Genomic DNA, 15,675 nt, shown 5'->3' on the forward strand with positions numbered 1-15,675 from the left:
GGTCGGTTATTCGGATTGAAGGGTTAATCCCTGATTAAAGGTGGCTTTGATAATCTGGTGGGGAAAGGATCGTGTGACATAATAAGTGCCGGTGAAATCCTCCTCGTAGTTTTCCGCAAAAAAGGGGTTGCTAAGCCCGTTGAATTGAACGTCCAATTTAAAGGCAGCTGTTCCCTGGTAGGTCAATTCGTCCACCACCCGGATACGGGTATGAATATAGGTAGGTGCCACCAGAACCCGTTCAGATCCGTCCACCCCAAAATGAGATTTTTCATTGGGAATCAGGTCAAAGAATGCCAGGTTTGCCTGGTAATCGGATGCAAGCGGTAGCTGGGTCAATGTCCCGAAAAACTGATAAATATCGAGTAGGGACGAATTGGGCAATCTCAACAGTTGTGTTCCCTGGCGCTCGTTAGCTACGGTGAGGAGGATGCTATCCGCTTCGTAGTCGATTTTCATTTGGGTCGATTTGTAGGAAAAGGACCTGGAAAGGGGAAGGCCCGTTTCGGCGTCCACCGTTAATTCGATCGGCAATAATGCAAGCGCGTTCGCATCCAGTGCAGGCACGGATTCCCCGGAACTGGTATACAGGGCGTATTTTTCAGCTTCCCTGAATGCAGTAACGGTAGTTACCAGAAAATCCTCAAACGAATCTGCTGTGGTGGCAGTCGTAGAAAGCCTGTTTTCTTCAAAAAGTGCTAAAATTGAGGTCTTCAATTTCAACGTGTCCTGGGCATCGTCAAAATTTTTAAAAATCTCCATGAAGCCTTCGTTAATTCGCTCCACCTGCTGGTAGCTGAGCCGCTGCCTAACTTCCGGAAATTCGCTGTCTGCTTCCTCTTGACGCTGTTTCAGCCTGATGGTTTTTATGCTTTTTTCCGGGTCAGTTTGCTCATCCCATTGGAGGCTCCATACCGGCAAGTTTTCGACGAACAACGTAACATTACTCGCCCAGGTTTTCGGAGAAACCTGGAGTGGTGTAGAAAAACTTCTAACCTGCTCAATATCTGGCGATTTCCCTTCGAAGGCCTGGTTCTGGAGGGGCAGTTGAATGGCCACTGGTTTTGGGTCGATCAGCAGGGCCGTGCTATGGTAGGTGCCGAGCAAGGTCAGCTTATCAAAATCCAGTGGATCAACGCTAAAGGGAATGGGCTCAAAAAAAGAGTTGGAGGCAAGCAATTTTGTTCCGGGAGCGTATTTTCTCACCGTGAGTTCCACGTTCGGGTCTCCCTCAATGCGGTAAATATAAAATGCATCCTGCCTTTCCGTACCCTCGTTCACAACAAAAATCCCTGGCCTTCCCATGTAGCCATTGACTTCAAATTCGAACCGCTGATTTAAGTTTTCTCCCTCGGCGAAACCTGAGCCTTGCAGCCGGTGCTCGTTGGGGAAATAACTGATTTCTCCGGAAGTGATGGTCAGGGGCCCGTTGCTCGTGAAAACCTCTCCATCCAGATCATTGATTAGCGGGCTGGGAATCTCCTGAGCGCTCACATCCAAATGCAACACCAGCTGCTTACCATCTACGGCTGCAAAGGCAACGGTACCTTTAACCGTGACCCTGTTGTTTTCTGTTGCATACAGAAAATTATCCTGTGAACTGGCATCACCAAAATTTGCTGCTTCCAAACGGGGAAGGCAACTGGTATCGAAAAAGGAAGCCCTGTCCAGGGAGCCTTGCCAGTTTGCTGCTGAGTTTAGCGGCTTTTTTAGCACCAGCTCATTCCATTGGATAATCGGGGTCCCCAGTGAAGTAACCACATCGGGGAGTAATATGTAAATCCTTTCTTTTCCGCCAGGAAAAACCTGTACCTCAGGAAGGGGAATACGTATATCTCCTCCACCCGGTGCGCGGATGTCCAGGTAGTTGGCCTCCCCGGTTTGTTCGAAAAGTGTTTCTGGACAGGGTTGTGCAATTAATTGGCCGCAAATCAAGGTGGAACCTAGGAATAAAATCAATGTCGCTAATCGATGATTTTTGGGCATGTGTTTTTTCTTAGTCGTTACCAAACGCATGGCAAGTTAATTTAGCACAAATAATTCAAATAAAAAACCGGTAGGATCAAGAATTCTATTCGTAAAACCTCCCAGGTTTCCAACCAACATTTTCTGACCTTTCGTCCCGGTTTCTACATCTTTCCTTTACTGATCGGAAGAAAGACTTCACCGACGGCAAAGTGAACCCTGATTCACTGCCCCAGGATCGAAGGATCCACGGCTCTCTTCCCAAAGTCTAGCTACTTTTGATTCGCACGCCAGGTTCAAACCTATTCGCTGGTAGGCTCGCCGGTTTTGAGGATTTGATGCAGCATTCGTTTCGCCTGTCGTCCTAAAACGGGGACATCCCAGTGGCCAGGCAAAGCCCCCTGTTTTAAGACATATTCCTGATCGTGTAGTTTGGCGCAAAGGACAGGTAGGCACGCAAGTGAATCGGTAGAGCTGATCAGGTCCATGGAAAGAGTGAAAAGTTACCAAAATGATCGGGGTTGGTATAATCGAGACATGCTAGATTTTTACCTGTCTATTGATCAGACCAAGGCCATTTTTTTCATCGCTGCCAAACGAATGTGCTGTTCACTACCACTTTCTGAATTCTCTTTTGTAAACCAATACGTTTTGAAAGTCGGTTTTCTGCGAAACGATCCTGCGCTGCGTCGGCCTGATTTCTCACCGTAATCGGCGTATCATTTATTTTTTACCGTTTCGATCCAATCCTTGTAAAGGGAATGCAATTCGGCTGTCTTTTCCGGATGCATGGCAGCCAGGTTGTTTACCTCCGTTGAGTCGGATTCCAGGTTGACGAGGTAGAGTTTGTCCTTTTCATCGAAGTGCAATTTACCTGTGGGATCGCTCGGGTTGCCCAGCAGTTTCCAGGGACCTTTTCGCACGGCCCAGGGGTGGTTTTCATTTTCTGGCATGCCCGTTCCCCAAAACATGGTTTCATGAGGGCTTGAAATCCGGGCATCCATCAAGAGCGGGAGCAAACTTTTGCCGTCAATCCGGTTATTGTGGGGGAGAGCGACCCCGGCGATTTCCGTGAGGGTCGGCATCCAGTCGATGCTATTTGCCCACTGGTGCCGGATTTCGTTCTCGGGCAACATTCTTGGATAGCTAATGATGGCAGGTACGCGGATGCCTCCCTCCAGCATACTAAACTTTGCTCCGCTAAAAGGACCGGGATTTCCCCCCCGAAAAAGGCCCGTTCCTCCACGCTGTGACCGTGATCGGATTGGTACACGACGATGGTATTATCCAGCGCACCAATCGCTTCAAGATGCGCATACACATCGCCTACCAAATCGTCTATGGTTGACACAAAGGCAGCGTATTCCTTGCGTGGGCTTTCCAGCCCGGCATAGTGCTCCAGCCACTTGGGATCTCCCTGATAGGGGTAGTGCGGCATATTGATTGCCCAGTAAATGAAAAACGGCTTTTCCGACTCCTGATTCATGAAGTCTTTGGCTTCCTCTACCATGAGGTCACCAAAAAACTCCCCAGGTCGATGGATTTCCTGCTCGTTTTGGTACAGGTCGTGGAGATTTGGCCCACTCCAGTAAAAGAAATGAGAAAAATTGTCTATGCACCCTCGTTGGTGCCCGAAGAAATAGTCAAAGCCCTGCCCATTGGGAAGTTTATCGGCCGTGTGGCCCAAATGCCATTTTCCGATGAGTGCTGTTCGGTATCCATTCGAGCGAAACACTTCTGCCATGGTGATTTCACTGCTGGGCAGCCCCGATTTTCCCTCTGGATCCTGGTGAGGTGGGGCCACATTGCCGAAAAGTCCCGCATTAAAATTGTATTTACCTGTCAATAACGCTACTCGCGATGGGGAGCAAACCGGTGCTCCCGCATAAAACTGGGTAAAACGAATCCCCTTTTGGGCGAGACGGTCGATATTGGGGGTCGCGAGATCGGTCGATCCGTAACTACCCAGGTCCAGATATCCTTGGTCATCGGTAAGAATTACCAGAACATTTGGTTTTGTCTGGCCTGACAGTTGGGCGGAAGAAAGGCAGAAAATGACAGCGAATCCGGAGACGATTTTTAGCATCCAACTCATAGAAATTAGCATATTTGGTTTAAAACGCCTTAACTTAGCAAATAAAATCCGATGAAAAAAAAACGAATCTTATTAAAACCAACCTCAGGATTGGGAAACAGGATGAGAGCTATTTCGTCTTTTATTTACTTTAAGTCACTCATAGATGCGGAGTTAAATGTCATTTGGGTGCCTGATGCGGGCTTGAACATTCACTACTTGGAAATTTTTAAACCGAGCCCCTATTTCAATCTGCTCCGCCCAAATTTTACCTACCAATTGATTACCAAAAGTAAGACCCTGTTGAATAATAAGTTCGGGCTTGTCAGGTGGTTGTCCCGGCTGTACAACACCATCGTTTCCCGGTTGATAGGAGTGGATTGTGTTTTACTCGACGAGGACGTGAAAAAGGGGGCTGAACATCTACAGAAAGTCTGTGAAGGAAAATTCAATATTCTGGTAATAACGGGTAATCAGTGCATCGACTATCCAGAGGGGTTCCAGGCTTTCGTTCCCAGTAGCGATGTTGCGGCTAAAATTGAGGCCGCCAGGAAGCAGTTCAAGGAAAATACAATAGGCATACACATTCGTCGGTCTGACCACGACATCGCGATTGCCAATAGTCCCCTACATTTGTTCGAAGACAAAATAGAGGAATACCTGAAAGTTGAGGGAGACGATTTTGCCGTGTTCCTGGCGACGGATGATCCCGAAGTATCGGACTATTTTAAAGGCAAATACCCCAATGCCGTCATTACCTATCCCAAAACCTTTGGCAGAAATACCAAAGAAGGGATGATGGATGCGGTCCTGGAACTGTATCTGCTTGCCGGCACCAAGAAAATATACGGTTCCTATTGGAGTTCTTTTTCAGGAGTAGCCAAAAGAATCTATGGCACTGATCTGGAGATTCTCCACGTTTAGACCGTAGAATATTGTTCGACCGCAAGAACGACGCCGATCAAGGGTTGTCAACTATACGAATGTAGTAAGGTTTATATACGTGTTATGAAAAAATGGGTCTTTACCATCGCCGTTTTACTAATCGGTGCGATTCAATTTACCTCTTTCGGGCAGGACGGGTGGACCTGGACCGATCCGCTGGAATCCGCAACGCAAGGTATCGTCCACGGTAAGATAGGCGATGAAGGTGATTTTTCTCGTTTACCGGATCATCTGAAGGGACAGGTACGAACACCTGTATGGAACCTTTCCAGGCATGCAGCGGGACTAAAACTCAAATTTTCTACGAATGCCAGTGATATTCAAGTCAGGTATTTGGTGTCCGGAAATCTGGCAATGCCACACATGCCATCAACTGGCGTAAGCGGATTGGATTTGTACACGAAAGATGCATCGGAGGATTGGGTCTGGATAAAAGGTGATTATTCGTTTGCCGATACGATTCGTTATAGCTTTTCTTTGAAAGGTCAGCCAACGACCCTACGAGAGTTTGATTTGTACCTTCCCCTGTATAACGAAGTCGTTTTTATGCAGGTAGGTGTACCGTCTGGAGCAACGTTTGCGTTCGTTCCGAAATCAAAAGATGCGTTGCCGGTAGTGGTATACGGAACTTCCATTGCTCAGGGTGCCTGTGCTTCCAGACCGGGAATGGCCTGGACCGCTATTTTGGAAAGGCATTTACATCTTCCCCTGGTGAATCTCGGGTTTTCCGGAAATGGACAGCTGGAGGCTCCACTAATTCAATACATGGCATCTCAAGAGAGTAGTTTGTACGTTTTGGATTGCCTTCCGAATTTGGTTCGAGATACGTTTTCGGAGTCCGAAGTAAAGCGTCGAATACGGGATGCAGTGATTTATTTGAAATCAAAGCGCCCAACTACTCCGATACTTTTGGTAGAGCATGCCGGATACACGGATGATTTAATAAATTTGGAACGGAAAACTGCCTACCAAAAACGAAACCAATGGTCACGTGAAGTGTACGCAGCACTTTTGGATTCGGGGCTGAGCGACCTGTTTTACCTGCAAAAGGAAGCAATAGGCCTTTCCATGGATGCTACCGTCGATGGGACTCATCCCTCGGATTTGGGAATGGATCAATATGCGCAGGCATATGCCCGGCTGGTAAGCGATCTGCTCAAGTAATCAAGGTACCAAATCCAGTAGTTTTAGAGCATTGGATCGATATACCTTTTCCAAAACATTTTGGGGAAGGTCGTACCCATGCATCGGCCAATGGTAGGAGGAGATATTTCTATCGTAAAAATGCTCGTCTGCTGTCTCTAGTATTCGAAAAGTGGTACGGTACATGTCTTCCCCCATACCCATGTCCGTTCCATAGACCAGTCGGTCGGCATACCGGCTGTAGAAGCGATTGACGGTACGTGGTATGGTCGCTGTTTCGGCATAACGCGCACTATTGTCGGCATACAAATTGGGATAGGCATCGAAGAGGTCGCCGAGAAAGCTCAAGTCGTAACTTGTATTGGCATAATGGCAGGCAATGAAGGTAGTTTCTGGATTTTCTGCCACGGCATCCTCCAAAATTTTGATCATTCCGTCATGGTCTACAATCCCTTGCTGGTCATCGAGCCGCCATTTGAAAGCATTCATCAAACCATCGTTTTGGGCGTCCATGGGCTGGTACATCCAAATTGGCTCAGCCACATGGATACTTATCGGCATACCCAATTCACCGCATTTCTCAATAAGTGGTTTCATTTTTGGGTCATTTATATGCATGCCAAGTGCCTTGGTCGGTCTCGAATAAAACAGGCCTTTCCCCTTGTCACCCAATTCGCCAACTCCTTTTGCACCCATCGAAAAACATCGCTCCAATTCCTGCACGGCCGCAGGACCAAAATCATCTCCTTCGTATCCGGTATAATCAAAACCACAAAATAGAATAAATCGGTCCGGATACTTGCTGTAAACCCGCACCAATGAATCAAAAGCAGCACCGGTGCGGTACGATTGGATAACGGTTTTTTCAATGCCGACTTTATCCATGGTTTTTACCCATTCGTCTAGTTGAGCTTCGGTTTTGGCATACGGGTGAGAATGCATGTCAATAACAGGGAAAGCTGCCTGGGGTACGGGATGCTCGTTTCCGCGATAAAGCGATACGGGCCTGTGGTCTTTTAAGAGCAAGTTTTCGACCGAACTCTCGGCAGTAGTTTCCTGGTTTGGTTGCTCTGAATCCGGCTGTGGCGTGCCACAGGAATGAAAAAGCAGTACGATCAAAATAACCGAAAACAGTAATGAGGAAGTGCGCATGAGACCGATAGATTTGGAGACGGGAAAATGAATCCCTGCAGCCGAATGAGGGATACATTCATTTGGAGCAGGTTTTAAATGTAATTATTTTTTTTTTAATCTGTAAAAAGAAGTATTAAACCATTCATCCTTTTTTCTCTATGACTTGTTTGAACCTGTTCCGTGAAAAGCTATATTTGAGCAACACCTTCCTTTAGAGGGTTTTTCACAGTTATCGTTTTGCCGCCACACCTATGAACCCAAACCCAGCCCTTTCTGGTCGTAGACTGGTCTCTTTGGATGCTTACCGGGGAATAACCATGTTTTTGTTGGTCGCCGAATCTGCCCTGGTCTACCGGGCGCTTTTAGGAATGGTGTCCGAAGGCTCGTTTGGTTTCGCAATTTTTCAGCAATTCACCCACCATCCCTGGAATGGCCTGCGGTTTTGGGACCTCATTCAGCCCTTTTTCATGTTTATTGTTGGCGTGGCAATGCCTTTTTCGATCAAAAACCGGCTGGAAAAAGGATCAAGTTCCTCTGAGCTTACCCGGCATGTCCTTCGGCGTTGCTTCCTCTTGTTTATGTTTGGGACCGGGTTGCATTGTGTGTATGCGGAGGCGTTGGTCTTCGAATTGTGGAACGTGCTAACTCAGTTGTCGTTTACCATTTTACTTACCTATTTGGTGATCAATTATCCTGCAAAATGGCAATTTCTCTTGTCCGTGGGTCTGTTACTGCTCACAGAGGTACTCTATCGATCATACGACCCCTCTGCTCCGTTTGTCAAAGGGGAGAATTTCGGGTCGTTTGTTGATAGAATCCTGATGGGCAAGATCAGCGGGGGAGGATGGGTGGCCATTAATTGCCTGCCGACCGCAGCGCATACTCTTTGGGGAGCGATGTGTGGAAAGCTGCTTTTGTTGGAAAGAAAGGATGGGGAAAAAATTAAGGCCTTACTTCTGGCAGGCGCGGTTGGCCTGTTGATCGGTTTTGGGTTGGACTGGGCAGGTATCACCCCGATTATAAAGCGAATCAGTACCAGTGCTTTTGTATTGGCATCGGGCGGGTGGGCGATTCTGGCTCTTGCTTTTTTTTATTGGTTGATTGATGTAAAAAAGTACAAAAAATGGACCTTTGCTTTTTTAATTGTAGGAATGAACCCGATATTTATCTACCTCTTTGCACAGGTATTGGGACATGACTGGTTAACGGGGTTTGTGGGAATTTTTAGCTATGGATTCTTGGGGTACCTGGGTTTTCCTGAAAATACCATGGCTCTTCTTACTGCCTTCCTTTCCTTAGCATGCATGTGGTACCTATGCTATTTTCTCTACACAAAAAAGATTTTCTTTAAAATATAAACCCTAATGCTATCCGCAGGGATAATGAGTTTGATCGAAATAACTTAAAATAAAACGTAAACTATGAGTAATAAAAGGAGAGAGTTTTTAAAACTTTCCGGCCTTGCCGGAATAGGAATCATGGGAACAGGATTTACTGGTTTGTCTCAGGAGGAACAGGAAAAAGTGCTTTTTCACAGCAAGCGGCAACACGCTCAGCGCTTCAATATGTCCGGGTACGCGGCGCCGAAACTGGATAGGGTGCGCGTGGGTGTAATCGGCCTGGGCATGCGTGGTCCGGGTGCGGTCAATCGATTGAGCAAAATAGAGGGTGTCGAGATCAAGGCGTTGTGTGACTTGCGACCCGAAATGGTAGATAAGGTGATGAAAAGTCTGGAGGGTTCCGGTCATACGCCTGCTACCTATAGCGGCAGTACCTATGCCTGGAAAAAAATGGTAGATAGGGACGATCTGGATTTGGTCTATATCGCAACCCCCTGGCAGTGGCATACCCCGATGGCTGTGTATGCCATGGAATCAGGCAAACACGCGGCATCTGAAGTCCCGATTGCTATCAGTTTGGAGGAGTGCTGGCAACTGGTAGAGACTTCTGAGCGAACCAAAAAGCATTGCATGCAATTGGAGAATTGTTGCTACGATTTTTTCGAGTTGATGACCTTGAATATGGCGCGAGACGGTTTTTTTGGCGATATCATCCACGGGGAAGGGGCGTACATTCACGACTTGCTCGAGTTGAATTTCAAAAAAAATACCGGCTATCAGGACATGTGGCGCCTGAAGGAGAATTACCGTAACGGGAACATCTATCCGACCCATGGGTTAGGTCCGGTTTGTCAGATCATGAACATCAATAGAGGAGATCAAATGGATTACCTTACCTCTTTGTCCAGCCAGGATTTCCACATGAAGGCCCGGGCAGAAGAATTGGCAGCTGAGGATGATTTTTATGCTTCTTTTGCAACGAAGCAGTTCCGAGGTAACATGAACACCACTCTGGTAAAAACCAAAAAGGGAAAATCCATCATGATCCAGCACGATGTGAGTTCTCCGAGGCCTTATTCTCGGATACATCTGATCAGCGGCACCAAGGGGATGGCTCGAAAGTGGCCCGTTCCTGGCGTGTCCACAGGACATGGATGGATGGAAGCCGATGAAATCAAAGCCCTGGAGGAAAAATATACACCTGAAATTGTAAAGAAAGTTGGTGAAATGGCGAAGAAAATTGGCGGTCACGGCGGTATGGATTTCATGATGGATTGGCGTTTGGTGGATTGCCTGAGAAACGGCCTGCCATTGGATCAAGATGTATACGATGCAGCACTTTGGAGTGCCATTACGCCGCTCAGCGAATGGTCCGTTGCGAACCGGTCCAATTCAATAGATATCCCCGACTTTACAGCCGGGTCCTGGCAAACCAATCAGCCAGTGGAACTTACCCTGAAAGGAGGAGGCACCACGGGGGTGAATGCCTAAGGAAATACCTAGTGGCAGGACCGGAATTCCTGCCACTTTTTTTTAACTAACGTATATAACCAATCCCTTCAGGTACGAAGTTTCCTGGTGGAAAACATTCACCGGGTGATCGGGGCCCTGGGATAGCTGGTGGAGGATTTGGGTCGGGCGCTGTGCTTCCAAAGCAGCCGCCGTTACGGTATGGGTAAAGAGTTCCCGATCGATGACTTGCGAGCAAGAAAAGGTAAATAAGATACCTCCGCGTTTTATTTTTTTTATGGCCAGCGCATTAAGCCGCTTGTAGGCCTGCACGGCATTGTGTCGGGAGCGGGTATTTTTCGCAAAAGCCGGTGGGTCAAGTATGATCACATCGTAGGAATGGTCGATTTCCTGCAAATACTTGAGTACATCTGCTGTGAGGCAGGGATTTTGTTCGACGTCAAAACCATTTATTTCAAGGTTTTTTTGACATAGCCCGATTGCTTCCAATGAAATATCCACGGAGGTGACCTGACTGGCTCCCGCACGTAGTGCATAGACTGAAAACCCTCCCGAATAGCAAAACGTGTTGAGAATCTTTTTGCCGGTACAGTAGCGTTGTAACAGGCGCCGGTTGTCCCGTTGATCCAGAAAAAAACCAGTTTTCTGGCCTTTTTCCATATTGATTTCAAAGCGCAAGCCGTTTTCCAGAACCCTGGCATTAGGTTCTTTGCCGAGGATCCATCCATCTTCCTGGTTGCTTTTTCCCTGCAATACAGTGGCACTTTTGTTATATATGGATTTTAGATCCGTTCCGAAAAGTGTTTTTAGCGCCGATGATATCGGAGCTAATTCCCCTAGAATACCCAAGTGGTGCGCCTGAATTACCAAATTACCGTCGTAATTATCGATGACGAGGCCGGGCAGATGATCTCCTTCCCCGTGTACCAGTCGGTAGGCATTGGTAGCTTCCCCTTGGACGGTAACTATTTGCTTGCGCAGTTGATAGGCGGCTGTGAGTTTTTCCAACCAAAATGCCTCGTTTACTTCCTCATTGGCAAAGGCTATCATGCGGATCATGATCGAACCAGGTGCATAGAATCCATGGCCCAGCAGCTGATTTCTTGCATCGACAACTTTTACCAACTCACCCTCCCGTAAATCAGGTGGTTTGGAATAAATTGCACCAGAAAAAATCCAGTGGTGACGTCGTTTTATGGAAATTTCCTTTCCTTTTTTTAGAATGATTTCAGGACACGTTTTCATGAGCGGTTTTTGGATAGGCCAAAGAGCCTGCTACCATGGCGGCAGCACTGATCAATAAGGCTGCCAAATGATGCGGTACAGGCATGTAGACGAGTTCGGAGTAAAATAGTAAATAGGCAATCATTCCGGCAAATAAAGATCCATTCGCTCCGGTAGGCGAAGCCTTTCTCCAGTAGAGGCCTGCCGTTAGCGGCACCAATAAGGATACCAACAGCAACATGGAGGCCTCACCGATCAGGGAGTAAATATTTGTTTTCCAAAAGGCAAGCAATACGGAAACGAGCGTAATGCCCGCAAGGCAGACACGTAATACGCGTAGTAATTGCTTCTCGGACCAACTGCTAGTTGTTTTCAAAGGTTTGATAATGTTTTCCGTGAGCAAAGCAGCGGGAGCGAGCATGGAGGAACTGGTGGTGCTCATAATGGCCGACAGCAAGGCGCCAAAGAACACAATTTGTAACGGCAAGCTGCTGTGCTTCATCACCAGGTCGGGGAGCAGCATTTGTGGGTTTTCGGGGGAACCAGCCGGGTACAAAACCACTGCACTTAAGGCGATAAATAGCGGCAGAAGACCAACAGTTAGGTAGAAGCCGGCTGCCAGAAACAGGGATTTTCTCGCTATTTTGCTGTTCTTCGCTGCCATAGAACGCTGATAGATATCTTGGCTGGGAATGCTTCCCAAACCCAATATGGCCCAGGCACCGATGTACTCCATCCAGGCGCTGAGGGTTTGCTCCGGAAAGAAGGTGAAGCTGGCGGAGGGAGCTTTCTGCAGGATGCTGCTAACGCCTCCAGCCTCTTGACTTAGCGTGACGGCTAGCCAAAGTAGCCCGACCACGATCACAATGGTCTGAACGAAATCGGTAATGGATATCGCCCACATACCGCCAAGAAAGGTATAAAACAACACAACGGCAGCACTTATCAGGATTCCGATTTCAAGCGAAGTGTCCGCTACGGCACCCAGGATCAAGCCAAAAGCAACCAATTGGGCTGCGATGAACCCAAAGTAAGCCGGTATCATGAAAATGCTGGCGAAAAGTGCCACTCGCTTGCCAAACAGCATCAGGTAGACATCCCCCAGTGTACGTGCCTTCATGGCGTAAATGGGCTTTGCAAAAAATAAGCCGAATAAAAACAGGCAGAGGGCACCACCAAATGGATCTTCGATAACACCCAATAAACCATGCTCAAGGTATTCGGACGAGGCGCCAAAGATAGTTTCGGAGCCAAACCAGGTAGCGAAAAGGGCAGAAGCACTCAAGAAAAGTGGAAGTTGCCTGCCTGCCAACATAAAATCCCCCGACGTTTTTACCCACCGTGAAGCCCATGCTCCCAATGCCATGGTTCCCAACAGGTAACAAACGATTGCGGCGGCCAGCAAGCAAGGAGCAGTTAAACGTGGTACATCTTTTCCCGCAACGTGCGAATGGTCGGGTCTTCCAAATAGGATTCGTAATCCATTCTTCGATCAATCGTCCCCGAAGGCGTAAACTCAATGATGCGATTCGCAACCGATTGGACAAAAGCATGGTCGTACGAAGAAAACAGTAAGGTGCCCGTAAAGTCGATCATCGCATTGTTTAGGGCATGAATGGATTCCAGGTCCAGGTGGTTTGTCGGTTCGTCCAGGACCAGAAAATTAGGGTTTTGTAACATCATTCGGGAAACCATGCACCGTACTTTTTCCCCTCCAGATAGGACCGATGCTTTTTTTAGTGATTCCTCTCCTGTAAACAGCATCCTTCCCAAAAACGTCCGTACGTATGCCTCTTCCTGATTTTCACTGTATTGGCTCAGCCAGTCGATCAGCTTCAGGTCTGAATTAAAAAAGGAAGAATTGTCATTCGGCATGTACGCCTTATTAATTGTCACACCCCATTTAAAACTACCGGATTGAACAGGGATCTCCTCCATGATCGTTTGGAAAAACTTGGTGACGGCCTGCTTGGTTCTCGATAAAAAAGCAATTTTGTCGCCCTTGTCGACCATCAGGTTGACATCCGTAAAAAAGATTTTTTCCTCATTCTTTAATTCCAGTTGATCGGTTAGCAGCAATTGGTCGCCAGCTTCCCGCTCCGGTTTGAAGATAATGCCGGGGTATTTGCGGGTAGAAGGCTTGATTTCATCCACATTTAACTTTTCCAGCATCTTTTTTCGGGCCGTGGCTTGTTTGGACTTAGCGACATTTGCCGAAAATCGTTCAATAAAGGATTGAAGTTCTTTACGCTTTTCTTCCGCCTTCTTGTTCTGGTCTACCTTTTGTTTGGCGGCTAATTGAGAAGATTCGTACCAAAACGAATAATTTCCGGAGTAAATATTGATTTTGCCAAAATCGATGTCCACGATATGGGTAGCTACCTGGTCCAGAAAATGCCGGTCGTGTGAAACCACAATGACCAGATTTTTAAAGTTGATGAGAAAATCTTCCAGCCAGCCTATGGTCTCGGCATCCAGATCATTGGTTGGTTCGTCCAGAATCAAAATATCGGGGTTGCCAAAAAGAGCCTGCGCCAGCAGAACCCGTACTTTCTGATCGCCAGATAGATCTTTCATGAGCTTTCCATGATGGGCCTCGCTTACACCCAAGCCTGACAACAAAGCAGCCGCGTCGCTTTCCGCATTCCAGCCGTCCATTTCCGCAAATTCGGCTTCCAGACTGGCAGCTCTATTACCATCCTCTTCGGTAAAATCCTCCTTCAGATAGATGGCATCTTTTTCTGTCATGATATCAAATAACTTTTTATGGCCCATGATGACCGTCCGTAGGACCTCTTCTTCCTGAAAGGCAAAGTGGTCCTGCGAAAGTACCGCCATTCTCAATCCCGGGGTAATATTGACCAAACCAGTGGTGCTATCTACTTCTCCGGTAAGGATTTTTAGAAAAGTGGATTTCCCTGCTCCGTTTGCACCAATTACCCCGTAACAATTTCCAGGAGTAAACTTTAGATTAACGTCTTCGAAAAGCGTTCTTTTTCCGAATTTGAGGGATAAATTATCTACTGAAATCATTTTAACAACAGTCTGAGAATTTTAACAAAGCGCAAAGTTAGAAAAATATTCCAGCATGACCTATTTTCCGGTTCACCGGGCCGAAAGACCCGGGTCCTTTTTTCGCCAGGTATACAGTTCACGGGTAGTATGGTAATAGTACATCAAAACGAGGCCGGCAAGAAGAATGCAGCCGGCCATCAGCACTACCATGGGTAGGGCTGTCCCGTTGTGGAAAATACTGACCAGACCTGAAACGATGCCACCGATCGACATACGCATGAAGCCCATCATGGCGGAGGCGCTGCCGGCATTTTTTGAAAAAGGAGCAAGTGAGATGGCTGCTGCATTGGGTACGCTTAATCCATGCCCTGTAAGGAAGATAAACATCATTCCAATTAGCATCCATACATTAAAAAAGCCGGTGCTTACTCCTGCAATGATGAGCACACCGACGATTAGTTGGTAACAAAGTGCGGTGATGACGATGGTTCGATTGCTGTAATGGTTGAGTAAAACGTGGTTCAACTGAGTCGCGCCAATCATGGCCACCGCCAAAAACGCGAAAAGCCATCCGTACTCGGTGGGACTAAGTCCGTAGATATTGATGAACACATCCGAGGAACCGGCTATGTAAGCGAATGGCGCCGCTCCAGCAATGCCTCCGACAAGGATATAGGTAAGAAATTGCTTGTTTTGCAACACTTCATGGTATTTACGCGCGACCCTTCCTGGCCGCATGGACAAGTTCCGTTCCGGATCCGCTCCGTCCGGCAACTGCCATTTACAGGCAAATAGAATGGCCCCACATATGGCGGCAAGCAAAATAAACATCCAATGCCAGTCGAAATGGGCAGTAAGGTATCCTCCCAGGGTGGGAGCAACCATGGGCGAAACTGCAATGACCAGAGTAAGTAGGGCCAATGCCTGGGCAATCTTGTTTACCGGAAACAAATCCCGAACCAGGGCTTGGGCAGCTACCATACCGACGCAGCCTCCAATGGCCTGAACGAAGCGCATAGCAATCAAAGCATCCACAGAACGGGTAAAGGCACATGCGACGGAGGCAGCGATGTAAATCCAAAGCCCGGCATACAAGGGCTTTTTTCTGCCAAACTTGTCCAGCAACGGCCCATAGAAAAGTTGCCCAACAGCGATACCAATTAGATAACTGGTAAGGGAGAGTTGAACCCGCGGTATGCTGGTATGCAAGTTTTCGGCGATGGCCGGAAAGGCGGGCAAATACATGTCTACCGAAAAAGGACTGATGGTGCTCAACGCACCTAAAATCAAGACCAGGATGAAATAATTCTTTTGCTGTTTCATACGAACGTACAAAAATACTTATTAAAATAAACTATTCGGGCT

General features: G+C 47.4%; 11 protein-coding genes and 1 pseudogene. 4 read left to right on the top strand and 8 right to left on the bottom strand.

Going from position 1 to position 15,675, the window contains the following annotated elements:
- Window positions 1-6: 6 nt before the first annotated feature.
- The 3 genes and pseudogenes from ABWH99_RS12280 to ABWH99_RS12290 all read right to left on the bottom strand — a co-directional run.
- Complete coding sequence (locus ABWH99_RS12280; protein WP_375582145.1) at window positions 7-1,959, bottom strand: hypothetical protein; 1,953 nt, start codon at window positions 1,957-1,959, stop codon at window positions 7-9.
- Between the two features lie 725 nt (window positions 1,960-2,684).
- Window positions 2,685-3,149 (bottom strand): sulfatase/phosphatase domain-containing protein, encoded by a 465-nt coding sequence (locus ABWH99_RS12285; protein WP_375582146.1) that lies wholly within the window; start codon window positions 3,147-3,149, stop codon window positions 2,685-2,687.
- A 110-nt stretch (window positions 3,150-3,259) separates the two neighbouring features.
- A pseudogene (locus tag ABWH99_RS12290) lies at window positions 3,260-4,072 on the bottom strand (sulfatase-like hydrolase/transferase); the annotation flags it as partial.
- 39 nt (window positions 4,073-4,111) lie between these two features.
- Between ABWH99_RS12290 and ABWH99_RS12295 the strand changes: the two are divergent.
- Both ABWH99_RS12295 and ABWH99_RS12300 read left to right on the top strand, forming a co-directional pair.
- A complete protein-coding gene (locus tag ABWH99_RS12295) occupies window positions 4,112-4,963 on the top strand; it encodes a hypothetical protein (RefSeq protein ID WP_375582147.1) in 852 nt (283 codons plus the stop codon).
- A gap of 84 nt (window positions 4,964-5,047) precedes the next feature.
- Window positions 5,048-6,148, top strand: coding sequence for an SGNH/GDSL hydrolase family protein (locus ABWH99_RS12300; RefSeq protein ID WP_375582148.1), 1,101 nt, complete (start codon window positions 5,048-5,050; stop codon window positions 6,146-6,148).
- Here the strand turns inward: ABWH99_RS12300 and ABWH99_RS12305 are convergent, their stop codons facing one another.
- The gene (locus tag ABWH99_RS12305; RefSeq protein ID WP_375582149.1) at window positions 6,149-7,279 is read right to left on the bottom strand and encodes an amidohydrolase family protein; all 1,131 of its coding nucleotides are present in this window, start codon (window positions 7,277-7,279) and stop codon (window positions 6,149-6,151) included.
- A gap of 233 nt (window positions 7,280-7,512) precedes the next feature.
- Here ABWH99_RS12305 and ABWH99_RS12310 point away from each other — a divergent pair, with 233 nt between their 5' ends.
- Together ABWH99_RS12310 and ABWH99_RS12315 are read left to right on the top strand one after the other, a co-directional pair.
- Window positions 7,513-8,619, top strand: coding sequence for an acyltransferase family protein (locus ABWH99_RS12310; RefSeq protein WP_375582150.1), 1,107 nt, complete (start codon window positions 7,513-7,515; stop codon window positions 8,617-8,619).
- 63 nt (window positions 8,620-8,682) lie between these two features.
- Window positions 8,683-10,092, top strand: coding sequence for a Gfo/Idh/MocA family protein (locus tag ABWH99_RS12315; RefSeq protein WP_375582151.1), 1,410 nt, complete (start codon window positions 8,683-8,685; stop codon window positions 10,090-10,092).
- A 42-nt stretch (window positions 10,093-10,134) separates the two neighbouring features.
- On the opposite strand, the gene ABWH99_RS12320 is transcribed toward ABWH99_RS12315, so the two are convergent.
- The 4 genes from ABWH99_RS12320 to ABWH99_RS12335 form a co-directional block, all read right to left on the bottom strand.
- On the bottom strand, window positions 10,135-11,316 hold the full coding sequence (locus tag ABWH99_RS12320) for a class I SAM-dependent rRNA methyltransferase (protein ID WP_375582152.1): 1,182 nt from the start codon (window positions 11,314-11,316) through the stop codon (window positions 10,135-10,137).
- Window positions 11,300-12,700 carry a sodium:solute symporter family protein gene (locus ABWH99_RS12325; RefSeq protein WP_375582153.1) on the bottom strand — a complete coding sequence of 467 codons (1,401 nt, stop codon included), beginning with the start codon at window positions 12,698-12,700 and terminating at the stop codon, window positions 11,300-11,302. The genes ABWH99_RS12320 and ABWH99_RS12325 overlap by 17 nt, the downstream gene beginning before the upstream one ends.
- 11 nt (window positions 12,701-12,711) lie before the next feature.
- A complete protein-coding gene (locus ABWH99_RS12330) occupies window positions 12,712-14,328 on the bottom strand; it encodes an ABC-F family ATP-binding cassette domain-containing protein (protein ID WP_375582154.1) in 1,617 nt (538 codons plus the stop codon).
- A gap of 72 nt (window positions 14,329-14,400) precedes the next feature.
- The gene (locus tag ABWH99_RS12335; protein WP_375582155.1) at window positions 14,401-15,633 is read right to left on the bottom strand and encodes a multidrug effflux MFS transporter; all 1,233 of its coding nucleotides are present in this window, start codon (window positions 15,631-15,633) and stop codon (window positions 14,401-14,403) included.
- Window positions 15,634-15,675 lie beyond the last annotated feature (42 nt).

The organism is Cyclobacterium xiamenense (genome assembly GCF_042140265.1).
In the GTDB taxonomy this organism is placed as follows: Bacteria; Bacteroidota; Bacteroidia; order Cytophagales; family Cyclobacteriaceae; genus Cyclobacterium; species Cyclobacterium xiamenense_A.